Source organism: Patulibacter sp. NPDC049589 (assembly GCF_040675535.1).
Lineage (GTDB): Bacteria > Actinomycetota > Thermoleophilia > Solirubrobacterales > Solirubrobacteraceae > Patulibacter.
Map to the genome: position 1 here is coordinate 17,852 of NZ_JBFAPC010000011.1, position 22,268 is coordinate 40,119.

At 75.8% G+C, this 22,268-nt stretch carries 25 protein-coding genes; 17 read left to right on the plus strand and 8 right to left on the minus strand.

Features of this window, described 5'->3' with window-relative positions:
* Nucleotides 1-143 precede the first annotated feature (143 nt).
* From AB0L40_RS03485 to AB0L40_RS03510, 6 genes are all read left to right on the plus strand, one after another.
* Complete coding sequence (locus AB0L40_RS03485) at nucleotides 144-836, plus strand: hypothetical protein (protein WP_364349219.1); 693 nt, start codon at nucleotides 144-146, stop codon at nucleotides 834-836.
* A 125-nt stretch (nucleotides 837-961) separates the two neighbouring features.
* Complete coding sequence (locus AB0L40_RS03490) at nucleotides 962-1,501, plus strand: hypothetical protein (protein ID WP_364349222.1); 540 nt, start codon at nucleotides 962-964, stop codon at nucleotides 1,499-1,501.
* Nucleotides 1,498-2,994: a hypothetical protein gene (locus AB0L40_RS03495; RefSeq protein ID WP_364349225.1), complete on the plus strand. Its 1,497-nt coding sequence runs from the start codon at nucleotides 1,498-1,500 to the stop codon at nucleotides 2,992-2,994. Before AB0L40_RS03490 ends, AB0L40_RS03495 begins: the two co-directional genes overlap by 4 nt.
* 197 nt (nucleotides 2,995-3,191) lie before the next feature.
* A complete protein-coding gene (gene modA / locus AB0L40_RS03500; protein WP_364349228.1) occupies nucleotides 3,192-3,953 on the plus strand; it encodes a molybdate ABC transporter substrate-binding protein in 762 nt (253 codons plus the stop codon).
* Between the two features lies 1 nt (nucleotide 3,954).
* Nucleotides 3,955-4,761 (plus strand): ABC transporter permease, encoded by an 807-nt coding sequence (locus tag AB0L40_RS03505; RefSeq protein ID WP_364349231.1) that lies wholly within the window; start codon nucleotides 3,955-3,957, stop codon nucleotides 4,759-4,761.
* Nucleotides 4,754-5,416, plus strand: a complete 663-nt coding sequence (locus AB0L40_RS03510; protein ID WP_364349234.1) for an ATP-binding cassette domain-containing protein — start codon at nucleotides 4,754-4,756, stop codon at nucleotides 5,414-5,416. Before AB0L40_RS03505 ends, AB0L40_RS03510 begins: the two co-directional genes overlap by 8 nt.
* A 37-nt stretch (nucleotides 5,417-5,453) precedes the next feature.
* On the opposite strand, the gene AB0L40_RS03515 is transcribed toward AB0L40_RS03510, so the two are convergent.
* From AB0L40_RS03515 to AB0L40_RS03525, 3 genes are all read right to left on the minus strand, one after another.
* Nucleotides 5,454-5,606 (minus strand): hypothetical protein, encoded by a 153-nt coding sequence (locus tag AB0L40_RS03515; RefSeq protein ID WP_364349237.1) that lies wholly within the window; start codon nucleotides 5,604-5,606, stop codon nucleotides 5,454-5,456.
* A gap of 34 nt (nucleotides 5,607-5,640) precedes the next feature.
* Nucleotides 5,641-6,660 carry a cation diffusion facilitator family transporter gene (locus AB0L40_RS03520; protein ID WP_364349240.1) on the minus strand — a complete coding sequence of 340 codons (1,020 nt, stop codon included), beginning with the start codon at nucleotides 6,658-6,660 and terminating at the stop codon, nucleotides 5,641-5,643.
* A gap of 75 nt (nucleotides 6,661-6,735) precedes the next feature.
* A complete protein-coding gene (locus AB0L40_RS03525; RefSeq protein WP_364349243.1) occupies nucleotides 6,736-7,365 on the minus strand; it encodes an XRE family transcriptional regulator in 630 nt (209 codons plus the stop codon).
* A gap of 46 nt (nucleotides 7,366-7,411) precedes the next feature.
* On the opposite strand from AB0L40_RS03525, the gene AB0L40_RS03530 reads away from it, so the two are divergent.
* The 7 genes from AB0L40_RS03530 to moaC all read left to right on the plus strand — a co-directional run bounded on the left by AB0L40_RS03530 (nucleotide 7,412) and on the right by moaC (nucleotide 13,987).
* Nucleotides 7,412-7,741 carry an FAD-dependent oxidoreductase gene (locus tag AB0L40_RS03530; protein ID WP_364349246.1) on the plus strand — a complete coding sequence of 110 codons (330 nt, stop codon included), beginning with the start codon at nucleotides 7,412-7,414 and terminating at the stop codon, nucleotides 7,739-7,741.
* A gap of 17 nt (nucleotides 7,742-7,758) precedes the next feature.
* Nucleotides 7,759-7,896, plus strand: a complete 138-nt coding sequence (locus tag AB0L40_RS03535; RefSeq protein WP_364349249.1) for a hypothetical protein — start codon at nucleotides 7,759-7,761, stop codon at nucleotides 7,894-7,896.
* A 66-nt stretch (nucleotides 7,897-7,962) separates the two neighbouring features.
* Complete coding sequence (locus AB0L40_RS03540; RefSeq protein ID WP_364349252.1) at nucleotides 7,963-8,358, plus strand: helix-turn-helix transcriptional regulator; 396 nt, start codon at nucleotides 7,963-7,965, stop codon at nucleotides 8,356-8,358.
* A 332-nt stretch (nucleotides 8,359-8,690) separates the two neighbouring features.
* A complete protein-coding gene (locus tag AB0L40_RS03545; RefSeq protein ID WP_364349255.1) occupies nucleotides 8,691-9,233 on the plus strand; it encodes a GyrI-like domain-containing protein in 543 nt (180 codons plus the stop codon).
* 139 nt (nucleotides 9,234-9,372) lie between these two features.
* Nucleotides 9,373-10,440, plus strand: coding sequence for a GTP 3',8-cyclase MoaA (gene moaA / locus AB0L40_RS03550; protein WP_364349258.1), 1,068 nt, complete (start codon nucleotides 9,373-9,375; stop codon nucleotides 10,438-10,440).
* The gene (gene glp / locus AB0L40_RS03555; RefSeq protein ID WP_364349261.1) at nucleotides 10,437-11,741 is read left to right on the plus strand and encodes a gephyrin-like molybdotransferase Glp; all 1,305 of its coding nucleotides are present in this window, start codon (nucleotides 10,437-10,439) and stop codon (nucleotides 11,739-11,741) included. The genes moaA and glp overlap by 4 nt, the downstream gene beginning before the upstream one ends.
* On the plus strand, nucleotides 11,738-13,987 hold the full coding sequence (moaC, locus tag AB0L40_RS03560; RefSeq protein ID WP_364349264.1) for a cyclic pyranopterin monophosphate synthase MoaC: 2,250 nt from the start codon (nucleotides 11,738-11,740) through the stop codon (nucleotides 13,985-13,987). The genes glp and moaC overlap by 4 nt, the downstream gene beginning before the upstream one ends.
* A 232-nt stretch (nucleotides 13,988-14,219) precedes the next feature.
* Here moaC and AB0L40_RS03565 read toward each other — a convergent pair whose 3' ends face one another.
* Both AB0L40_RS03565 and AB0L40_RS03570 read right to left on the minus strand, forming a co-directional pair.
* Nucleotides 14,220-15,092, minus strand: coding sequence for a hypothetical protein (locus AB0L40_RS03565; RefSeq protein ID WP_364349267.1), 873 nt, complete (start codon nucleotides 15,090-15,092; stop codon nucleotides 14,220-14,222).
* On the minus strand, nucleotides 15,089-15,616 hold the full coding sequence (locus AB0L40_RS03570; protein WP_364349270.1) for a sigma-70 family RNA polymerase sigma factor: 528 nt from the start codon (nucleotides 15,614-15,616) through the stop codon (nucleotides 15,089-15,091). Before AB0L40_RS03570 ends, AB0L40_RS03565 begins: the two co-directional genes overlap by 4 nt.
* 247 nt (nucleotides 15,617-15,863) lie before the next feature.
* Between AB0L40_RS03570 and AB0L40_RS03575 the strand changes: the two genes are divergently transcribed.
* Nucleotides 15,864-16,382 carry an IS630 family transposase gene (locus tag AB0L40_RS03575; RefSeq protein ID WP_364349273.1) on the plus strand — a complete coding sequence of 173 codons (519 nt, stop codon included), beginning with the start codon at nucleotides 15,864-15,866 and terminating at the stop codon, nucleotides 16,380-16,382.
* Between the two features lie 13 nt (nucleotides 16,383-16,395).
* Here the strand turns inward: AB0L40_RS03575 and AB0L40_RS03580 are convergent, their stop codons facing one another.
* The 3 genes from AB0L40_RS03580 to AB0L40_RS03590 form a co-directional block, all read right to left on the minus strand.
* Nucleotides 16,396-16,815 carry a Rieske 2Fe-2S domain-containing protein gene (locus tag AB0L40_RS03580; protein ID WP_364349276.1) on the minus strand — a complete coding sequence of 140 codons (420 nt, stop codon included), beginning with the start codon at nucleotides 16,813-16,815 and terminating at the stop codon, nucleotides 16,396-16,398.
* 147 nt (nucleotides 16,816-16,962) lie between these two features.
* Nucleotides 16,963-17,580 carry a DUF4190 domain-containing protein gene (locus AB0L40_RS03585; RefSeq protein WP_364349279.1) on the minus strand — a complete coding sequence of 206 codons (618 nt, stop codon included), beginning with the start codon at nucleotides 17,578-17,580 and terminating at the stop codon, nucleotides 16,963-16,965.
* Nucleotides 17,581-17,696: 116 nt separating this feature from the next.
* Entirely contained in the window at nucleotides 17,697-18,383 is a 687-nt protein-coding gene (locus AB0L40_RS03590) for a hypothetical protein (RefSeq protein WP_364349282.1), read from the minus strand.
* A 162-nt stretch (nucleotides 18,384-18,545) separates the two neighbouring features.
* Between AB0L40_RS03590 and AB0L40_RS03595 the strand changes: the two genes are divergently transcribed.
* The 3 genes from AB0L40_RS03595 to purD all read left to right on the plus strand — a co-directional run bounded on the left by AB0L40_RS03595 (nucleotide 18,546) and on the right by purD (nucleotide 22,023).
* A complete protein-coding gene (locus AB0L40_RS03595; protein WP_304787241.1) occupies nucleotides 18,546-18,827 on the plus strand; it encodes a GYD domain-containing protein in 282 nt (93 codons plus the stop codon).
* A 368-nt stretch (nucleotides 18,828-19,195) separates the two neighbouring features.
* Nucleotides 19,196-20,632, plus strand: a complete 1,437-nt coding sequence (locus AB0L40_RS03600; RefSeq protein ID WP_364349286.1) for a hypothetical protein — start codon at nucleotides 19,196-19,198, stop codon at nucleotides 20,630-20,632.
* A 95-nt stretch (nucleotides 20,633-20,727) separates the two neighbouring features.
* Nucleotides 20,728-22,023: a phosphoribosylamine--glycine ligase gene (gene purD, locus AB0L40_RS03605; RefSeq protein ID WP_364349289.1), complete on the plus strand. Its 1,296-nt coding sequence runs from the start codon at nucleotides 20,728-20,730 to the stop codon at nucleotides 22,021-22,023.
* Nucleotides 22,024-22,268: the final 245 nt, after the last annotated feature.

Here is a 22,268-nt window from a genome sequence, read left to right on the forward strand (position 1 = left end):
CGACGGGACGGGTGCGGTTGGCCCGTTGGACAAGCGCCGGGGCATGGCCGGTCCGTCCACAGCTCGGCCCGCGGCCCGCGGGGCGGTGTGGAACGTCCGTCCTGGGGATGCCCGACGTCGCCCGCGGGTGTACGGTGGCGCTCATGCGCCGCGTGTCGCTCCGCCGATCCTTCCTCGTCCTCGTCGCCCTCGCGGCGCTGCTCGGCCCGCCCGCCGCGGCGTCCGCCAGCGACGCCGGGCTGAAGGCGCTGGTCACCGCGCAGCGGGCCGCCGAGAAGCGCTTCGAGGCGCAGCTGGACACCGCCGCCGGCCGGCTGGGCTCGCCGTCGTCGGTGAAGGTGTACCGGTCGCGGGTGGTGCGCTTCTACGGCGAAACCGCGAAGGTCTTCGCCCGCGTCAGCGCGAGCTACGACCGCTACCGCAAGAAGTTCGCGGGCGAGGCGTTCCAGACGCCCGAGGCCCAGCGCGGCCGCTCGCTGATGGTCAGCGGGCTCCGCGACGGCTCGAAGGCTCTGACGCAGCAGCGCAAGGTCGTGTTGCAGGCCGTCCGCAAGACGCGCAAGGCCCGCACCGCCAAGGCGATCGTCCGGATCGCCGGGACCCTGGACGGCGGCGGCGCGACGAAGAAGCTCTCCGATCGCGGCGACGACCGGCTCAAGCGCGGCCGCTCCCTGATCACCAAGGCGCCGGCGCCCGACGCGCCGGTGGCCCCGACGCCGACCCCCGCCCCGGCGCCCACGCCCACGCCGACCCCCGCCCCGGCGCCCGCGCCCGACGCCGGCGGCCTCGGCGCCCTCCTGAGCGGCCTGCTCGGGCTGCTCGGCCTCGGCGGCTGAGTCTCGGTCCACGGGGCCGTACGGGTGGACGGCCCCTGCCCGCCGCGCGGGAACGGGGCGGGGCGCGTCCCGTTCGGGAGACCGCGCCCGGGACACGCCGGGCCGCGGCCGGGTACCGTCGGTCCATGCGCCGTCCACCCCGGGTCCTCGCCCTCGTGCTCGTCGTGCTGGGCGGGCTGCTCGGCACGTCGGCCCCGGCGTCCGCCAGCGACGACGGGCTGCGCGCCCTCGTCACGACCACGGCGCTGACCCGCGAGAAGGTCGAGCGCGAGATCGGCGCCGTCCGCCCGCCCGCCAAGGTCACGCTGCGGTCGTACCTCTCGTACCTCGACCGCGTGGCCCGCGTGCACGCCAAGGTCGGCCGCACCGCCGCCGGGCTGCTGCGCGACTTCGGCGCCGAGCCGGCCGATACGCCCCAGGCGGGCGCGGGCCGCGAGCTCGTGCTGTCCGGGCTGGACGACCTCTCCAAGGCCGCGGACCGCTACGCCGCGGCCGCGCGCCGGGCGGCCAAGCGCCTGCGCCGCGCGCACACGACCGCCGCGGTGCGCCGCGCCGCCGACGCGTTCGAGCGCGACGGCAGCGCCTTTCGCAAGCTGGCCAACCGCGGCATCGACCGCGCCGGCCGGGGCGGCGCGATGATCGCCTCGGCGCCGACCATGCGGTGATCCGCGAGGCGGTCGCGGCGGCGTCGGCCCTCGCGGTCGCGCTCGTCGGCGCTGCGCCGGCCATGGGCGATGCCGGGACGGGCCGCAGCCCTACGGCGACGGGCCCGGCCCGCGCCGAAACGGGCCCTCCGAGGTCCCCGACCGCCGCCCGTCCTCTGGTCGTCGCGCCCGCCGCCACGCCTCGCGCGGCCGCGTCCTCCGGCCCGGCGCTCACGGTCCCGGCGGCCGAGCTCGCCGTCTCCCTGAACTGCCGGGGCGACCTCGCTGCCGCGAGCCGCCCGCCGGTCCTGCTCGCCCCGGACTACGCCACGTCGGAGCAGTCCTACGGCTGGAACCTCGCCCGGCAGCTGCCCGCCGTCGGCGTGCCGGTCTGCACGCTGGACCTCGAGCACCCCGGCACCGAGGACCTGCAGGACGAGGCCGAGCACGTCGTCCACGCGGTGCGCGAGATGCGCGCCCGCAGCGGCCGGCCGGTCGTCCTCGTCGGGCACGCCTTCATCGCGCTGGCGGAGCGCTGGGCGGTGACGTTCTGGCCGGACGTGGCCGCGTCGGTCAGCGACGTCGTCGGCATCGCCGCGCCGGACCAGGGCACCGAGCTGACGGCCGGCCTGTGCTCCGGCGGCCGAGCCTGCCCGCCGTCCGCGTGGCAGGCGACGCCCGGGTCCGCGTTCCTGCGCCGGATCAACCGCGACCCGCTGCCGACGGGCGAGGGCGGCCTGGCGTTCACGACGATCTCCAGCCGGTTCGACGAGCTCGTCTCCCCGCAGCCGCGCGCCTCGACCCTGCCGGGCGCGCGGAACATCGCGCTCCAGGACGTCTGTCCGAACCGGCCTTCGGACCACTTCGCGATCCTCGGAGACGCGATCACCTACCGGCTGCTGCTCGACGCGATCGACCACCCCGGTCCCGCCGACCCGTCCCGCCTGCCGGCGGGCGCGTGCGGCGAGGCCTTCCTGCCGGGGCTGCTGGGGGACGTCGTCAACCTGAAGGTCCCGATCGCCCTGGCCGGGTTCCTCACGAGCTTCCCGGCCGCGGTCGGGTCCCGCGGCGTCGCGGCCGAGCCGCCGCTGCGCGCCTACGCCCGCACGCCCGCGGTCTACGGCCACGAGAGCGACGGCGCGGGGATCACGGCGCCGCCCCGGCCTGGTGTCCGGGTGCTGACGCGGCGAGTCCGGGTCGGGGCGTCGGGGACGTTCGCGCTCCGGGTCCGCTGCACGACGACGGAGCCGGCCTGCGCCCTGCGGACGACCGTGCGCGCTCCCGTTCGGGTGCGGCTGCCGGGCGGCCGGAGCGTCCGGGTCCGCTCGCCGCGCCCGGTGCCGCGGACGGTCGCGGCCCCCGGTGCCGCCACGACCGTGCGGCTCCGCGCCCCGCTGTCGCTGCGCCGGGCGGTGCGGTCCGGGGGACGGATCGTCGTGCGCGTGACCGCCCGCGCCCGCGCCGGGACGGCCCCGGCGACGACGCGGCGGGCGACGGTGCGGCTGGTGGGCTGACGCCGGTGACCGGCCCGCCGCAGGCGGCGGGGTCGCAGGGAGCACCTCCGCTGCCTACACCGGTCGCCCTGGTGGCGGTGGATGGCGGGGCGCATGTGCCCATGCAATGCTTGGGCACGATGCCGCTCGTCGCCTCGTCCGCACATCCTCGTCCACGCCGATCGTCGCGTCCGCGGGGCACTCGCTCGCTGGCGCTGTTGGCGCTCGTTCCTGCGCTCGCCGGGCTGACGGCCTGCGGGTCCGACGACGATGGCGCGAAGGACGCCGAACGGCCCACCCTCACGGTGCAAGCGGCCGCGTCGCTGACCGGCGCGCTCACCGCCTGCACGAAGGACTACGCGCCCGCGAAGGTGCGGCTGTCGTTCGCCGGGTCCGACGAGCTGGCCGCCCAGATCCGGCAGGGGGCAGGAGGCGATCTCTTCGCCGCGGCCAACGCGACCCTGCCCCAGCAGCTGGCGGCGGAGGGCAAGGTCGGCCGGCCCGAGGCCTTCGCGGGCAACGAGCTCGTCCTCGCCGTGCCGGCGAAGGGCGCGAAGGTCGCGGACCTCGACGCGCTCGCGTCCGACGAAGGTGCTCGCCTGGCCGTCGGTGCCCCGTCCGTGCCCGTGGGCAGCTACACCCGCAAGGCGCTCGGTCGGCTGCCGGAGAAGCAACGCTCTGCGATCCTGGCGCGGGTGCGGACGGAGGAACCCGACGTCAAGAGCGTGCTCGCCAAGCTCCAGCAGGGCGTGGTCGACGCGGCCTTCGTCTACCGGACCGACGTGCAGGCGACCAAGGGCGCCGTCCGGGCCGTCGCGCTGCCGGCGGCGATCCAGCCGAAGGTCTCTTACGAGGCTGCCGTCGTGACGGGCTCCAAGCACGCCGACGCGGCCCGCGCGCTGCTCGCCGACCTGCGCACCGGGGCCTGCGGCCAGGCCCTGCGCTCCGCCGGCTTTCTCGCCCCCGGCGCCGCGGGCTGAGGTGCGCGGCCGGCGCCCGACGCCGTTCGGCGTCCTGGCGTCCGCCGCCCTCGTCGGCGTCGTCCTGGCGCTCGCGCTCCCGCTCGTCGCGATCCTCACCGACACGGCGCCGGCCCGGCTCTGGGCGAGCCTGCGCTCCGACGCGTCGCTGACGGCGCTCGGCCTGAGCTTCCTCGGCTCGGGCATCGCCGTCCTGGTGGTGGTCGTCGTCGGCACTCCGGCGGCGTACGTGCTCGCGACGACGCGCTTCCCCGGACGGACCCTGCTCGGGGCGTTGCTCGAGCTGCCGCTGGTGCTGCCCCCCGCCGTCGCGGGGATCGGTCTGCTGGCGGCCTTCGGGCCGCAGGGGGTCGTCGGCGGGGCGCTCGACGACGCCGGTGTTCGCCTGCCGCTCACGTTTGCAGCGGTCGTGGTCGCCCTCGTCTTCGTGGCCGGACCCTTCCACCTGCGCCAGGCCCAGAGCGCGTTCGGCGCCCTCGACCCGGCGGTCCTCGACGCCGCGAGGCTGTCGGGCGCGGGGGAGGGCGCGGTGTTCCTGCGGGTCGCCGTGCCGCTCGCCGCGCCGGGGCTCGGGGCGGGCGCCACGCTCACCTTCGCGCGGGCGATCGGCGAGTTCGGCGCGACCCTCATGTTCGCCGGCTCCCTCGCCGGGGTGACGCGGACGGCCTCGCTGGAGGTCTACACGCGTTTCGCGACCGATTTCCCGGGTGCGCTGGCGCTGTCCGCGGTCCTCGTCGTGATCTCGGCGCTGCTCCTGCTGCTCGCACGGTTCCTGACGGCGCGGGGCGAGGTGGACGCCCGTGCTTGACGCCCACCTGCGGGTGAGGCGCGGAGACCGGCTGTTCGCCGCGGACCTGCGCGTGGGCGCCGGCGAGATCGTGCTCGTCGTCGGCCCGTCCGGGTCGGGGAAGACGTCGGTCCTGCGGTCACTCGCCGGGCTCCTGCGCCCCGAGGAGGGCACGATCCGGTGTGGCGACGAGGAGTGGTTCGCCCGCAACGGGCGGGTGGACGTCCGGCCGCGGGACCGGGCCGTGGGGTTCGTCGCCCAGGAACTCGCGCTGTTCCCGCACCTCAGCGCCTGGCGCACGGTCGCGTTCGCGATCGGGGGCGAAGGGGGCCGCGCCGAGCGTCGCGCCGAGGCGCTGGACTGGCTTGCACGCCTGGGGCTCGCCGACCACGCCGACGCACGCCCGGGGGAGCTCTCCGGCGGTCAGCGCCAGCGGGTGGCGCTCGCCCGCGCCCTGGCCCGTCGCTCGTCGGCGCTGCTGCTCGACGAGCCGTTCTCCGCGCTCGACGCCGAGGCGCACGCCGCCGCGGCACGGGTGGTCCGCGACGTCGTGTCGGAGCGGCGGATCCCGGCCGTCGTCGTGTCCCATGACGCCGGCGACGCGGTGCGGCTCGCCGCGCGCGTGTCGGCGATGGCGGACGGCCGGCTCGGGGCGGTGGAACCCGCACCGTCGTGAGACCGGGACCTCCGCACGACCTGAGCGCCCGGCCTCCTCACGGGTCGACGAGCTGCAGCGTCCCGTCGCTCCGGGACGCCACCGCCAGCCGGCCCGACCCGGTGTCGACGCCGATCGAGAACGGGTCGCGCAACGGCCTGACCCGCTTCGTGATCCGCGGCCGCTGCCCGGTCAGGTCGAACGGGCGCATCGGTGGTCCTACGGCGCCCGGAGAGGGTCGACGCCTACCCCGCCCGCGGCTCGATCTTCAGCAGGTCGCCGCCCTCGTGGTCGACCTGGAGCGTCGTGTGCTCGATCCCGAAGCGCTCGTGGATCAGGTGCTCGAGCGACCGCCGGGTGCCGTGGCAGTCGGCGTCGCGGCCCACGAGGACGTGGGCGGAGAGCATCGGGAAGCCCGACGTCAGCTCCCACACGTGGAGGTCGTGGATCTCGACCACGCCGCGTTCGGCCGCCAGCGACCGGCCGATCTCGTCCGGGTCCACGCCGCGCGGGGCGGCCTCGAGGAAGACCCGACCCGACGCCCGCACGAGGCCCAGGCCGGACCGCAGCATCAGCGCGGCGATGATCAGCGACACGATCGGGTCGGCCCGCTCGAAGCCGGTGGCCATGATCACGCCGGCCGCCACGGCGGTGCCGATGAACGCGTACAGGTCCGTCAGCACGTGCTGGAACGAGCCCTCGACGTTGAGGCTGCGGCGGTCGGCCTGCGCGAGCACCCACGTCGCCGCGAGGTTCACGACGATGCCGGCCAGCGCGACGACCAGGATCAGCCCGCCCTCGACCTCCGGCGGGTCGAAGAGCCGGCGCACGCCTTCGATGGCGATGATCACCGCGAGGATCAGGAGCGTGACCCCGTTGGCCTGCGCGGAGAGGATCTCGACGCGCTTGAGGCCGAACGTCATCGCGCCCTTCGCCGGCCGACGCGCGAGCTTCGCGGCGACGAGCGACAGCGCGATCGCGGCCGCGTCGGTGAGCATGTGCGCCGCGTCGGAGAGCAACGCGAGCGACCCGGAGATCAGGCCGACGACGACCTCGACGGCCATGAAGCCGAGGATCAGCGCCAGGGCCGTCGCGAGCTTCGGGACGTTCGCGTCGGCCGAGACCCCGTGGACGTGGCCGTGCCCGCCGCCGCCGTGGTCGTGCCCCGCGTGGTCGCCCGCCGCGCCGTGGTCGTGCCCGGCGTGGTCGTCCGGGCCGTCACCCGGCACGTGGTCGTGGCCCGCGTGGGTGTCCGCGGCGCTCACGTCCGGTCGCTCCCTGGGTCGCTCATGCGGCAAGCGTGGCACCGACGCGCGCGAGAAGCGATCCCAGCTTCCGGCTCACGCCCGTAGGTGGACGCGCTCGCCCTCGGGGCCGAACAGCCCGAGCAGCTCGACCGGCTCGTCGACGACGCCGATCCAGTGCGGCGTCCGGGTGCTGAACTCCGCGGCCTCGCCGGGGGAGAGCACGAACTCCTCCTCGCCGAGCACCAGGCGCAGCCGCCCGGACAGCACGTAGAGCCAGTCGTAGCCCTCGTGCTCGCGCGGCATCGGCTCGCGCCGGTCGCTCGGCAGCCGGATCTTGAACGCGTGGTGGCCGGACCCGGACGGGTGGTGGTTCAGGGGCCAGAACGTCATGCCGTCGCGGGTGCGCGGGACGGCCTGCACCCGCGGGTCCTGGGCGGCGGGCGACTCGAGGAGGTCGTCGACGGTCACGCCCAGGGCGCGGGCGAGGACCGGCAGGTGGTCGAGCGTCAGGCGGCGGGCGCCGGACTCCAGGCGGCTCAGGCTCGACGGGTCCATCCCGGCGCGCCTGGCGGCCTCGGCGAGCGTCAGCCCGCGCTCCGTCCGCAGGGCCCGCAGCCGCGCCCGGACCCGCGTCTGCACGTCGTCCGCGGCGGGCTCCGGGGACGACGCGGCGCGGGACGCGATCCCATCATCGGCCGGTTCTGCGGGGTGATGTGCCGACATGGCACGAAAGATTGCCAGATCGTCGGGCCGGCGCCACGATCGGGGCATGGATGACGAGACGACCCCCTGGCAGTGCGTGATCGTGGGCGGCGGCGCGGCGGGGCTGAGCACGGCCCTCGTGCTCGGCCGCGCCCGCCGCCGCGTGCTGCTGATCGACGCCGGGGAGCAGAGCAACCGGCCGGCCCACGGCATCGGCGGGCTGCTCGGCCACGACGGGCTGCCCCCGGCCGAGCTCTACGCGCGCGGTCGTGCCGAGCTGGCCGCCTACCCGACGGTGGAGGTCCGCGACGGCCGCGTCGTGAGCGGCGAGCGGACGGCCTCGTGCTTCGCGCTGACGCTCGACGACGGCCCCGTCGTCGCCGCGCCGTCCTCCTGAGGGGCTGGAGCGCCGACGTGGTCGTCCTGACCGACGGCCCGGCCGAGCTCACGGACGCGGAGCGCGAGACGCTCTGGCGCGCGGGGATCCCGGTCGACGAGCGGCCCGTGGAGCGCCCTCGCGCGCGCGAGGAGTGGTCGGCCGCGGCGGCCTGAGGCGGAGCTCGCCGGACGTCCGATGCTCCGCACGCCTGGGCGGGGCCTGTGCAACGCTGCGCCCTCATGAGCGACGACCTCTCCCTGGGCGACGCCGCGAAGGCCCTCGGCGTCAGCGCCGACACCCTGCGCCGCTGGGACGCCTCCGGCCGCATCGCCACCACCCGCGACGAGCGCAACCGCCGGCGGGTGCCGCGGGCCGAGATCACGCGCCTCAGCCCGTCGCCCGAGCGCCATCGCACCGGCGACGGGCTCTCCGCCCGCAACCGCTTCCCGGGGACGGTTCTGTCCGTCGAGGTCGACGGCGTGATGGCCGTCGTCGAGATCGAGGCCGGGCCCCACCGGATCACGTCGGTCGTCACGCGGGACGCCGTCGAGGAGCTCGGGCTCGTCCCCGGGATGCCCGCGACGGCCACCGTCAAGTCGACGTCGGTGATGGTCGAGCGCGGCGCGGAGGGGTGACGGGACCGTCCCGCCTCGTCGGCGACCCGCCGCCGCCGGCCGCCCTTCGGGCCCTCGCGGATCCGCTTCGGCGCCGCGCTGGTCCTGCCGAGGAAGACGTCCTGCGTCCCGCCCGCCTCGACGCCCTCGTCGACCCCGGCCAGCGCGATCCGGCCCTTCGGCGCGCACGACGTAGGTGGCGGCCTTCGCCACCCTGACGTCGACGTCGATCGCCATCGTCTGGTCCTTCGCGAAGGCCCCGAGCCGACACGGCACCACGTCGTGACGGTCGCCGCGCCGCGTCCTCTGCACGTCGACCGATGAGTTCCCGCGCCCTGCACCGTCCTGGGCCCATGAGCACCGAGACGCCGCGGGCCCACCACCAGCCCCGCATCGAGCGCCGGCCCGCGCAGCACTACGCGGCGATCACCGCGAGGGCGACGACGGAGGCCGAGTTCCGGGCCGCCGTGGACCGCGACATGCCGGCGGTCTTCCGCTGGGCGGAGGCGCACGGCCTGGCGCCCGCCGGCGCCCCGTTCATCCGCTACCTCGTCGTCGACGAGACCGCGGTCCCCGGGGACGGCCCGCCGCCCGCGACGTTCGAGAGCGCCGTCCCGCTCGCCGGCCCGGTCGACGGCGATGGCGTCGTCCACGCGGGGGAGCTGCCCGCCGGCCGCTGGCTCGTCGTCCTGCACCGCGGCGGCTACGCGGGGCTCGCGGGCGCCCACCGCGTCGTTCACGAGTGGGCGGAGGAGGAGCGGGAGACCGTCGCCAGGAGCCCCGCGCCCGACGGCACCGCGTTTCGCGGGTCCGTCGAGCACTTCCGGGTCGGCCCGTTCGAGGAGCACGATCCGTGGAAGTGGGAGACCGACGTGACGTACCTGCTCGTCGAGTGACCGACAGCCCGCCGCGGGTCCTTCGGCGTCCGCGCGGTCGCCCGGGCCGGGCCGATCGGCCCGGGAGGACGCCGCCGCTGTCGATCCGGCCAAGCCCGCGCCTCGCTCGCCGCCGCCGGGCGCCCGTACACTCGGTCGGGTGACCCCGGAGCCCACGGGTGCCGCGACCCCGGCCCTCGCCCCGCGTCCCCCCGTCGCCCCGCTGTCGGACGGCTTCGGCCGGGTGGTCACGGACCTGCGCGTGTCGGTCACCGACGTCTGCAACCTGCGCTGCACGTACTGCCTGCCGGAGTCGGGGATCTCGTGGCTGCCGAAGGACGAGCGCCTCGACGACGACGAGACGGTCCGCCTGGTCGAGGTCCTCGCCGGCCTGGGCGTCCGGACGGTGCGGATCACCGGCGGCGAGCCGCTCGCGCGCGCCCACCTGCCCGCACTGATCGAGCGGATCGCCGCGGTGGAGGGCATCGAGGAGATCTCGATGACGACCAACGGCGTGCGCCTGGCCCGCCACGCCGACGCGCTGGTCGCGGCCGGGGTGTCGCGGTTCAACGTGTCGATCGACTCGGTCGACCAGCGGCGCTTCGCGGAGCTGACCCGGCGCGACCGCCTGCCGGCCGTCCTCGAGGGCATCGCGGCGCTGGACCGCCACCGGTCCGTCCGGCCCGACGGCACACGGACCGGTGTCGAGGTGAAGCTCAACGCCGTCGCCCTGAAGGGCATCACGGAGCACGAGTGCGTCGACCTCGTCGCGTTCGCCCGGGCCCGCGGCCTGCAGCTGCGGTTCATCGAGGTGATGCCGCTGGACGCCTCGGGCGCCTGGACGGAGGACCACGTGCTGACCGGTGAGGAGGTCCGGGCGCTGATCCACGCGCGCTGGCCGGTCGACGCGCTGGAGCGCGCGCCGTCGTCGACCGCGCGGGTCTTCCGCTTCCGCGACGGCGGCGGCGAGGTCGGCTTCGTCTCGTCGGTGACGGAGTCCTTCTGCGCCGACTGCGACCGGCTGCGGCTGACCGCGGACGGCCAGCTGCGCACCTGCCTCTTCTCGCACGACGAGACGGACCTGCGCGGCGCGCTGCGCGACGGGGCGTCCGGCGACGAGCTGGTCGCGATGATCCGCCGCGCGGTGGCGGGCAAGCAGTGGGGCCACGAGATGCACAAGCCCGGCTTCCGCCCGCCGGATCGCCCGATGAGCGCCATCGGCGGATGAGCCCACCCCAGCACCTCACGCCGCTGGACGACGCGATCGCGCTCGCGCGCCGGCTCGGCGCCGGGCTCGACCTGCCGCCGGAGGACGTGGCGCTGCCCGACGCCGTCGGCCGGACCACCGCGGCGGATGTCGCGGCGATCCACGCCCTGCCGGGCTTCGCGAGCTCCGCGATGGACGGCTTCGCGGTCCGCGCCGCCGACCTGGCGGACGCGACGGCCGACGCCCCGGTGACGCTGCCCGTCGACGCCGAGTCCCGCGCGGGCGTGCCGGCGGACCGGGCGCTGAGCGCGGGCCGGGCGATCCGGATCGCGACCGGCGCCGTGATCCCGGACGGCGCGGACGCGATCGTCCCGTACGAGGACGTCGCCGAGTCCGACGCCGGCGCGGGCTTCTCCGCCGCCCCGCGCGCGGGCGCCTTCGTCCGTGCCGCCGGGACCGACCTCGCCGCCGGTGGCGCGATCGTCGAGGCCGGCACGCGGATCGAGCCGCACCACCTGGCGCCGCTGTCGGGCGCGGGCTTCACGCACGTCAGCGTCCGCCGGCGTCCGCGGGTGTCGGTCTTCCTGACCGGCGACGAGGTCGTCCGCGGCGCGGGCCCCGACGCCGAGCTGCCGCCCGGCGCGGTCCACGACGTCAACGGCGTCGTCGTCCCGGCCCTGGTGCGCTCGTGGGGCTGCGAGGTCGCCGAGGCCGTGGCGCTCCCCGACGACCGCGCCGCGACCGTCGCCGCGATCGCCGCCGCCACCGGCGACCTGGTCGTCGTCTGCGGCGGCATGTCGATGGGCCCCCACGACCACGTCCGACCCGCGCTGGAGGCGCTCGGCGCCCGCCAGGACCTCTTCCGGATCGCCCTGCAGCCGGGCAAGCCGACGTGGCTCGGGGCGCTGCCCGCCGGCCCCGACCGTCCCGCCGACGTCCCGGTGATCGGCCTGCCGGGCAACCCGGCGTCGGTCTTCGTCACCGCCGTCCTGCTCGTCCGCGCCGCGCTGGACGCCGCGCTGGGCCGCCCGCCGGCGTTGCCGCTCCGCGGGCGCCTGACCGCCCCGGCCGCCGCACTGCGCAATCGCACCGCCGCCCGCCGCGCCTGCGTCCAGGTCTACCCCGAGGGCACGCTGGCGGTCTCGGTCCTCGACGGACAGGCGTCGCACCTGCTCGGCTCGCTCGGCCGCGCCAACGCCCTGGCGATCGTGCCGGCCGGCGAGGACCAGCCCGCCGGTGCGGTCGTCGACGTCGTCCCGCTCGACGCCGCGGACGGCTGGGCGCACGCCTGGGGCTCCGTGCACGACCATCCGCGGCGATGAGTGACGCGACGACCGTGAGCGCCTCGACACACGACCGGAGCGGCGGCGCCGGGACGATCCGGGTCCGCGTGCGGCTGTTCGCGGGCCTGCGCGAGCACGCCGGCGTCGCACGCGCCGAGCTGGACCTCCCGGCCGGCGCCACGGCCGCGGACGCCGCGGCCGCGCTCTGGTCGTCCCTGGGCGTCGCGGCCCCGGGCGACGACGCGTCGATCGTCCTGGCGGTCGACCGCGAGTACGCCGACGGCACGACGGTGCTGCGTGACGACGTCGAGCTCGCGCTGATCCCGCCGGTCAGCGGCGGGGCGCCGGACGGCGGCGACGATGCCGGGACCGGCGCGGCGCCCGGCGACGTGGGCGGTGGTCACGGCACGGGAAGCCCCGGCGCGGCGTCCAGCGACGCCGCCGATCGCCCGCGCGCGGGACGTCCCGGCGACCCGACGCCCCCGGCCGTCCCCGCCGCCCCCGCGAGCGCCTACGCGACGGACCTGCCCCCGGGCGTCGTCCGCGCCGCGGCCACCGCCGCCCCGATCGATCAGTCGGCTCTCTACGCCCTGGTGGCGCGGCGCGAGGCCGGCGCGATCGTGACGTTCGCGGGGACCCCGCGCGACGTCCCGCAGCTGGACTACGAGGCGCACGAGCAGATGGCCGCCGAGCGGATCGCCACGATCCTCGGCGAGGTCGTCGCGAAGCACGGGGCCGTCTCCGCGGCCGCGGAGCACCGGGTCGGCGCGGTGCCGTGGCCCGAGGCGGCGGTCGTCGTCGCGGTCTCTGCCCCGCACCGCGGCGAGGCGTTCCTCGCGGCCCGCGAGGCCCTGGACCGCATCAAGGCCGAGGCGCCGATCTGGAAGCAGGAGGTCGACGGCGACGAGCGCACGTGGGTGGCGGGGACGCCCCCGCCGGTCGGGTCGCCCGTCGCCCCGGTCCCGCCGACGGGCGGCGCACCGGACGGCACCGGCGGCACTGCGGCGCCGGTCGGCTCCGCGACGCCCGCCGCCCCCGCGCCGGCCGGCGTCGGCGCGAGCGGCGATCCCGGCGAGCGCCACCCCGGCGGGGACCTGCCGCACCTGCGCCCCGACGGGTCGGCCACGATGGTCGACGTCGGCGGCAAGGAGATCACCGAGCGCCGCGCCGTCGCCGCCGCGCTGCTGACGACGACGCCGTCCACCGCCGCCCGGATCGCGGCCGGCGACCTGCCGAAGGGCGACGTCCTCGGCGTCGCCCGGATCGCGGGGATCACCGCCGCCAAGCGCGTCCCGGACCTCGTGCCGCTGGCCCACCCGCTGGCGCTGACGAAGGTCGACGTCTCCGCCGAGGTCGTGCCGGGGCTCGGCCAGGTCCGGATCCACGCCGAGGCCCGCACCGTCGGCAAGACCGGCGTCGAGATCGAGGCGATGACCGCCGCGCTGGTCGCCGCGATCAACGTCTACGACATGGTCAAGGGCGTGGAGCGCGGCATCGCGGTCGGCCCGGTCGCGCTGATCGCCAAGAGCGGCGGCCGGACGGGCGACTTCGCGGGCCCGGCCCCGTGGGACGCCCGCTTCCGGCCGGGCGACGGCACCGTCGGCGTCCCGGTCCAGGCCCTCACCGCGGCGACGCTCCTCACGCCGGTCCCGGCCCCGCCGGCGGCCGGCGCCGGGACGGCGGGGGACACCGTTCCGGTCGCGGTGGTCCCGCCGGCCCCCGGGACGCCCGTCACCCCGGCGACGCAGGCCGCGACCGCCGCCTCCCCGGCCCAGGCCGTCCCGGGCGCCCGCGACGCTCCCAAGCCGCTGGACCCGCCGATCCGCGTCGGCCTTCTCACGGTCTCCACGTCCCGAGCCGAGGGCCCGCCCGACGACCCGGGCAGCCTCGCGCTGCGCGACCTCGCCGCCGCGCTGCACGCCGACGTCGCCGTGGCCCACCGCGTCCCCGACGACCGCGCCGCGATCGCCGCGGCCATCGCGCGCTTCGCCGACGAGGACGGCTGCGACCTCGTCCTCACCGCCGGCGGCACCGGCTGCACGATCGACGACGTCACCCCCGAGGCGACGCTCGACGCCTGCGACCGGCAGGTTCCCGGCATCGCGGAGGCCCTGCGCCTCGAGTCCCGCGAGCACACGCACGCCTGGCCGCTCTCCCGCGGCGTCGCGGCGGCGCGGGGACGGACGCTCGTGGTCAACCTGCCGGGCTCGCCGAAGGCCGCCGCCGAGGCGGTCCCGGTGCTCGGCCCGGTCGTCGACCACGCGGTGCGGCTCCTGCGCCGCTGAGCCTGACCGCCCAGCGCGACGCCACAGGAGCGTCACCCCGGCTCGTCGCCCGAGGCGTGCTTGCGGGTCCAGAGCAGCAGCTGCTCGAACCCGTCGTTGCGGGCCGACCGGGTGGCGGTGGCCAGCAGTTCGTTAGGACTGCCCCAACCTGAGTGGAGAGGCCCTGCGCCAGTGGCTTGTCGACGGGCTCGTGCTCGAGGCGACCGCTTCCGCGGTCGCCTCTTCTCGGTTCTCAGTGGGTCTGAGGCAGGAACGCGGCGCCGGGTTCGATCTCCGGGCGATACTCGACGTTCGGCTTGGGGGTGCCGGGAGGGCATCCGCGTGCGTCGCTGCAGACGCGGAGATCGAGGTTGCTTGCGTCTCGGGTCTCTACCGTCGCGCCGTGGCTGTCGTATGCGGTCAGCTTGTCGGGGCGCCGCGTGGCGTCCGCCAGGAGCACAAAGCCGTCGTGGACGTTGTCGACAGTCGTCGGAGCGCCGGTGGTGTAGCTCAGCTCTACGCGGGTGACGATCTTGGCGGTGAGGCCCATGAACGCGCGGCGATTCTTGCTGTCGAGAGAGACCCCGTCCACGTCTCGCCCTCGAGCGAACGTACCCAAGCCGAGTGGCACGATCTTGTCGGCGTGGAAGCGCTCACGCCATTCGTCGATCGTCGAGCCGATCCCGGAGCCGCTGCCGAAGGCGATCGAAAGCTGATCGCCGTCGCGGACGACGTAGATGTTGGCGCCGTTCCTGCCAGCGATGAAGCGCTTGGTCCCCTCGGTCTTCGCCGTGATCCACTCGGGCGTTTCGTCGTCGGCGGTGACGGCCCGCCCGGGCTGCTCGCTGCCGTCTCCGGACACCCATTCGCTGAGCGTGCCGTACGCGTCGCTCACGGCGGCGCGGGTGGCCGGGACCACTGCGATGGTGCCGAAGAGCGTCGCGAGGATCGTCGTGGAGGTCACGAAGCGCGACGCAACGCGCCGGCGCGGAGCGGCCTGAGCGCGCGCGGCGGTGAGTGCGCGCTGGATCTCGTCCTCGGTGGGTTCCAGTGCGCGGGCGGGGCTCATCGCGTTGCGCACCGCCTGCGCCCAGGGGTCGGTCGGGTCGTGCGGGGTGACGGTCATCGGAGCGGCTCCAGGTCGAGGACGAGTTCGCGCAGGGCGGGCGAGCGACGCAGAGTGGCGCGCCCGCGGGAGAGGAGGGAATGCACGGTGCCAGTCCGGCACCCCATCGCCTCGGCGATCTCGTGGTCGGAGAGGTCATGGATGTAGCGCAGCGCGAGGGCGACACGTTGCCGATCGGGGAGTTGCGCAAACGCCTGGATCAGCGCCGCACGGGCCGCGATCGCGAGCTCTCGGTCTGTGCCGTTCTCCGGCAACCCCTCGAGCTCGAGCGCGAGCGCCAGAGGAACGGTCTGGCGATCCTTCTGCTTGCGTAGAACCCGCATCGTTCGGCGCACCGCGATGCGCTGCACCCACGAATCGAACGCGCCCGGGTCGCGAAGACTCTCGGCGGTCTTGTAGACGTCGATCGCGACCTCCTGCGCAATGTCGGCGGCTTCCTCGCGGCTGCCGAGGATTCCCGCGGCGGTGCGCAGGGCGATTGGCATCGCTCTGCGCACCGCGGCTTCTCGCTGGGCGTCGTTCATGTCGTCTAAGTGGCCGGCGGGACCGGAAAACCTTGCACCTCGAGTGCGAAGTCTCCACGACGGTCCCCGCCCGGAACAGTCGTGGGGCCGTCTGGCGACCCCACGAGATCCCGATGCGCCGTCAGGCGCGGCGGCTGGCTCACAGACCGACGCACCCCGACGGCGACCCCGCCCGCCGGAAGGCGTTTCAGGAAACCTCCCAGAGCTGATCCAAGCAGCGATCGCCCGCAACGGGAGCGGCCTCCCGGTGCGACTGATGTTCATGGACGAAGCCCGGTTCGGACGAATGAACCGCCCCGTGCGGTGCTGGGCACCACCCGGCGTCCGGCCGGTCGACGGCTGCCAAGTGATCCGGCAGTACACCGACGCCTACACCGCTGTCTCGCCCTCCGACGGCCAGACGTGCTCGCTGATCCTGCCGTCGATGGAGAAGCAGTGCTTCCAGGCATTCCTGGACACGCTTGCCGGCCGGTTCGAAGGCGACCTGGTGTGCCTGATCACCGACGGTGCGGGCTCGCACATCACCCACGAACTCGACGTTCCCGACAACGTCGAGCTGATCACGCTGCCGCCCTACAGCCCTGAACTGCACCCCGTCGAACAGATCTGGGCGCTCCTCCGAAAGCACTGGTTCGACAACCAGATCATGCGCTCGATGGACGCCGTCGAAACCGTCCTCACCAAGGCCCTGACCTGGCTGACCGACATCCCCGAACGCCTCAAAATCCTCACACGACGCGCGTGGGCCACAACACCCTCACCCTGAAAGCAAATGCGTATCAGACGTCGAGGTCGGCGGCGAGCCGCACGTACAGCAGGCCGTCGCGCACGAGCGCGTCGTGCATGCGGACCGGGGGGCCGCCGTCGGCGTCCGCCCCGCTCCAGGAGTCGATGCTCCAGCGGTGGTCGGGGCACGTCAGGTGCCCGTCGACGACCTCACCGTGGAACGGGTCGAGGTGGTCGTGATAGCAGCCGCGGTCGACCGCGACGAAGCGGTCGCCGACGTTGAAGATCGCGAGCTCGCGGCCGGCGACGATCGCGTGGCGTCCGCCGCGGGCGGGGACGTCGGCCGCGACGCCGACGAGGCGGAAGCCGTCGAGCAGGAGCGACGCGCCGGCTCCGGGGCAGAGACGGTGCTCGGCGGGGACGGGAACGCTCCGCGGAGCATCGGGGAGTGCGGCGAAGGACTTCTCGATCACTGGAGACCAGCGTACGGGGGCGACCGGGTCGGTTGGTTGGACCGGTGGCCCAAGCGGTGTCGGCGGCCTTGTCCCGTGCGCCGTCCGGCCGGACGGCCGGGGCAGGGCCGGGCGGGCGCCCCGCCGCTCGCGCGACGGACGGGACGGTCAGCCGGCCACCGGACCGGCCGACGCGGCGGCCAGGCCGACGACGAACAGGATCGGCAGGACGAGCGTCGCGGTCCCCAGGACGACGGCGGCGGTGGCGGTGCCGAGGCCCGGGGCACCCGGGAGCTCGCGCGCCCGCCGCCGGCCGCGGACCCCCAGCAGGATCGCGGGGACGGACAGCAGGACGGGGAGGACCACGAGGCTGGCGATCGCGAGCACGAGGGCCATCCCGGCCGTCCCGTTGGACGCGCCGACGCCCCCGGCGGGGACGGCGCCGGCGGGGACGGGCGCGTCGGGGACCCAGCCGGTCCCGGCGGGGACGGCGTGGCCCTCCGGGGACGACACGTCGCCCGACGGCGAGGCCGGGCGCAGGACGGGGTGGCCGCGATCGCGGTCCGGGGGCGGAGCGGTCCACGCGGGCGCCAGGCCGTCGTGCGCCGGCGGGGCGGCCGGCGGGTCGTGGACCGGTCGCAGGACGGGATGGCCGCGCTCGCGGTCCCCGGGCGGGGCGACGTGGAGGTCCGGCCGCTCCTCGGGCGGAGGGACGCGGAGGTCCGGCCGCTCCTCGGGCCGGCCGGGACGCGCGTCCGCGGGCGACGCGGGGGTCGACGGTCGCACCGGCGACGCGGATGGGCGGCCCCCGGGCCCCGCGGGCCGCGGCGGGCCCGTCCGCCGCTCGACCGGGCGGCCGAAGGCGTCGCGCTCCACCGGATCGCGACGCGCCACGGTGCGGCTCAGTTCACGGCGCCGGTGAAGGCGATGCTGAGCTCGTCGCCCTTCGCGCGCCCCTCGACGGACGTCACGGAGATCGACGGGTCCGAGAAGACCGTGATGGCGACGGGGATCGGCAGGTTCTCCGCCGCGACCTGGACGGCCCCGTCGACGGCGGCGACCGCGGCGCTCACCGTGGTCGACCCGAGCAGGGGCACGTCGACCGTCACCTGGAACCGGGGCTGGCCCTCGGCGCCGGCGGGCAGCGACTTGAGCGTGCCGCCGAGGGGGACGAGCTTCGTCAGCGACTTGATGGAGAGCTTCGCGGTGGCCTGCACGCGGCCGTCCTGGACGATCGCGTGGACGTCGCGCAGGGTCAGGCCCTGGACCTGGATCCGGCCGATGCGGGCGTCGGTCTTCCCGACCTTCTTCGAGTCCTTGAGCAGCTCGCCCAGCGGGGCCTCCTGGCTGCCCGCGACGGTCGGCGTGTCCACGACGACCTCGTCGGCCTTGCCCGTCAGCAGCTTCGGCCACGAGCCCTTGACCGACACCTTCGCGCTGTCGTCGCCGACGCGGTCGCGGACCTTGTCCTTCGCCGCGCTCCGGGCGACGCCGGGAAGCACCGCCACGGCGAGGATCAGGACGACGACGACCACCGCCGCCGCGCCGGTGGCGATCTTCGTCCTGCGCGTCACGACGGGCCGCTCCACATGCGGGCCATCGTACGCGTCACACATAAGAGCGTGCTTTGCTCACACAACGCGACCGAGTCCGTGACGATCCGGGCCCACATCGTCCCCGCTATCGGGTAGAACGAGCGCAGTCCCCGGGTCGTCGTCGCGATGGCCCACACCCGATACCGGAGCCGATCCGTGCCGACCTACGTGCTGCTCACCCGCCTGTCCCCTGACGGCGTGCAGACGATCAAGAACAACCCGCACCGCATCCGCGAGGTCAACAAGGAGGTCGAGGCCCTCGGCGGCACCGTCACCGCCCAGTGGGCCGTGCTCGGCCAGTACGACTTCGTGAACGTCGTCGAGGCCCCCGACGAGCAGACGATCGCCCGGATCTCGCTCGAGCTGTCCTCGCGCGGCACGGGCTCGTTCGAGACGCTGACCGCGATCCCGGTCGACGACTTCATCGCCGGCATCTAGGCGGGCGGCGCCAGGCGTCCGTGGACGCTTCGGATCTCGGCACGGGCGACACTCGGCAGTGCGGGTGCACAGCTCTCGCGTCGCCCGCACCGACCTCCTCGGTCCACGAACGCCTGGCATCCACCCGCACCGCCGGCCGGGTACCGCTCTCGCGTCGCCAGCACCGACCTCCTCGGTCCACGACGCCTGGCATCCACCCGCGGCAGTCACCCCGGCGCGTGAGGGTTCCGTGAGAGGCGGCTCTCACCGGCGTGACAGGGCGCAGATGTGCGTTACCGTCGTCGGTCCGGCGGGCGCCCGTCCGTCCGGGGACCAATACCTCATCTCCTGTGCCTCTCTCGCCCCGTGTCCGCCCTCGAACGCCCGCAGTGGCTCTCGCCGCGGCGGTGCTGGGTCTCGCGGTGCCGGCCGCCGCGTCCGCGGACTGGTCACCCGGGGTGGAGCTCGACACCGGGGTCGGCGTCACCGGCCTGACGGTCGATCCCTCCGGCTCCCGCATCGTGGGGGCCCGCGGCTCCGCCAAGAAGAGGGTCAACACGCGCCTCATGGGCGTCCAGGCCGACGGCTCCCCCGGGGCGCTGCGCACGCTCTCCGGCCTCATCCAGGACCCGGTCATGTACGACGGGACGGGCCTCGTCTGGGCGCGGCAGAAGCCGATGGGCACCGTCAAGCGCACGGTCCCGGACGGCAAGGGCGGCACCAAGAGCCTGACCCTCACGAACTACCGGCTCGGCGTCTCGGTCGGCAAGACGGCGTCGGCGGAGCTGGGCGTCCAGCGCTCGCACGGCACGGCCGTCCTGGACGAGCCCGCGCAGATCGCCGGGAACGCCAAGGGCAGCGTCGTGATGGCCTGGAGCGACGTCGGCGACGACGGCGTCGTGCGGGTCTACGCCAGCTGGCGCAAGGGCGACGCGAAGGCCAAGACCGTCCGCCTCGGCAAGCCGAAGAAGATCAGCACGTCGAAGTCCAGCCGCCTGCTCGCCGTCGCCGCGGGCGCCGGCGGCCGCGCGGTCATCGTCTATCAGGTGGGCGCGACCGACAAGACGCGCCGGCTCTACGTGCGTTCCCTCTCGATGGGCCGCGACGAGCTCGGCAAGCCGCAGACGCTGCGCCGCGGCGGTCCCGGGTTCCCCGCCGCCACCGCCTCCATCGGCGGCAAGGGCCGCGCGGTCGTCGCCTGGGGCGAGCAGGACGCCGCCACCGAGCGCACCAAGCCCTACGTCGTGCGCGCCACGACGCGCGACACCGACAAGGTCCGCTTCGCGGTCCCCAAGCCGATCGACAACGGCGGCACCGCGGTGCGCGCCCCCGGCGGCGCGCTCGTCTCCACGGTCGACGGCGCGGGCCGGCCCACGGTCGCCTGGAACCAACAGGTCGGCAGCGTCTCCGACGGCACCGCGCACGACATCCCGCGGGTCGCCGAGGGCGAGGCCACCGGCCCGCTCGGGACCCCGCGCGACATCGCCGCCGCCGGCCGCATCCACGCGATCACCTCCTCCGACAAGACCGGCGCCACCGGCCTGGTCCTCGTCCGCGAGCAGGAGCGCCCGATCGGCGGCTCCAACGGCGACCGCGGCGTCGCCGTCCAGGCGGCATTCCGGCCGGCCGGCGGGACCCTCGGCACGCCCGAGACGATCGACCAGTTCACCGACGAGCAGCTCCTGGACCGCAGCAACGCGTTCGGGTCCGCCGCGATCGGCGCGCTCCCCGACGGCCGCTTCACCGTCGCCTGGACCCGCGCGGTGATCGTCAAGGGCAAGCTCCGCGCGTCCGCGCTCTACAGCGACCGCACCGCGGCGCCGTAGCGGCGCGCCGGCGCGCCCGGCGCCGGTCGGCCGCGAGTCGGTGAACGCCGCTCCCCGCCGGGCGGCGCCGCCTCCGCGCCGGTAGCGTGCCGGGCATGCCGAAGGTTCTCGTCGTCGGTGCGGGAGGTCGCGAGCACGCGATCGTCCGCGCGCTCCTCCGCACCTCCGTGGAGGCCCTCGACGTCCACGCGGCGCCCGGCAACCCAGGGATCGCCGCGGACGCGCAGGTCCACGACGTCGCCGCCGACGACGTCCCCGGGCTCGTCGCGCTCGCGCAGGGGCTGGCCGCCGACCTCGTCGTCGTCGGGCCCGAGGTCCCCCTCGTCGCGGGCCTCGTCGACGCGCTGCGCGCCGAGCGGATCCCGGCGTTCGGGCCGACCGCGGCCGCCGCGCGGCTCGAGGGCAGCAAGGCGTTCGCGAAGGAGATCATGATCGCCGCGGGCGTCCCGACCGCCGGCTACGAGACCGTCACGACGGTCGACGCCGGGATGGCGGCCGTCGCCGGCTACCCGGTCGTCCTGAAGTACGACGGGCTCGCCGCCGGCAAGGGCGTCGTGATCGCCGAGGACGAGGAGACCGCCCGCGCGACCCTCGTCGACATGCTCGAGGACCAGCAGTTCGGCGACGCGGCCGTCGTCGTCGAGGAGTTCCTCGGCGGCGAGGAGGTCTCGCTGCTGGCGATCTGCGACGGCGAGCGCGCCGTCCCGCTCGCCCCGGCGCAGGACTACAAGCGGATCTTCGAGGGCGACCGCGGCCCGAACACCGGCGGGATGGGCAGCTACTCGCCCGTCGTCGGCGTCGGCCCCGAGCGCGTCGCCGAGATCTCGGCCGCCGTCCACCAGCCGGTCGTCGACGAGCTCGCCCGCCGCGGCATCCCGTTCACGGGCGTCCTCTACGCCGGCCTGATGGTCGACGCCGAGACCGGCACCGTCAAGGTCCTCGAGTACAACACCCGCTTCGGCGACCCCGAGACCCAGGCCGTCCTGCCGCGCCTGCAGAGCGACCTCTACGCGCTCGCCTCCGCCGCGGCCGGCGGCCCGGACGCGGAGCCCGGCGGCCTCGACGGCGTCGAGCTCGCGTGGGACCCGCGTTGGGCCGTCACGCTCGTGCTGGCGTCCCGCGGCTACCCCGCGTCGGCGCACAAGGGCGACGTCATCAAGGGCCTGGACGCGACACCCTCGAGCGCCGAGGTCACGCACGCCGGCACCGCGCTGGACGAGCAGGGCCGCGTCGTCACCGCCGGCGGACGCGTCCTGAACGTCACCGCGCTGGGCGAGTCCCCGTCCGCCGCGCGCCAGTCGGCCTACGCGACGGCGCAGGGCGTGATCTTCGACGGCCGCCAGCTGCGCCGCGACATCGCCGAGCGCGCGGTGGAGCGGTACGAGGGCTGACCCGGCTTCCGGCGGCCGGGGCCCGGGCGTGCGGCCGGGTCGTCGGGGCGCGGCCCCGCGGGTGGCCGGGCGGCGCGACGCCGGCCCGACGAGTTCCCGCTCACGGTCACGGGCAAGGTCCGCGAGAACGTCATGCGCGACCGGTCGATCGAGCTGCTGGGGCTCGGGGCGGTGGCGGGCGCGGCGTCCTGATCGGGTGGAGGTGGGCCGGCGCTGTCGAGGCGGGCGCGGCGTCCTGATCGGAT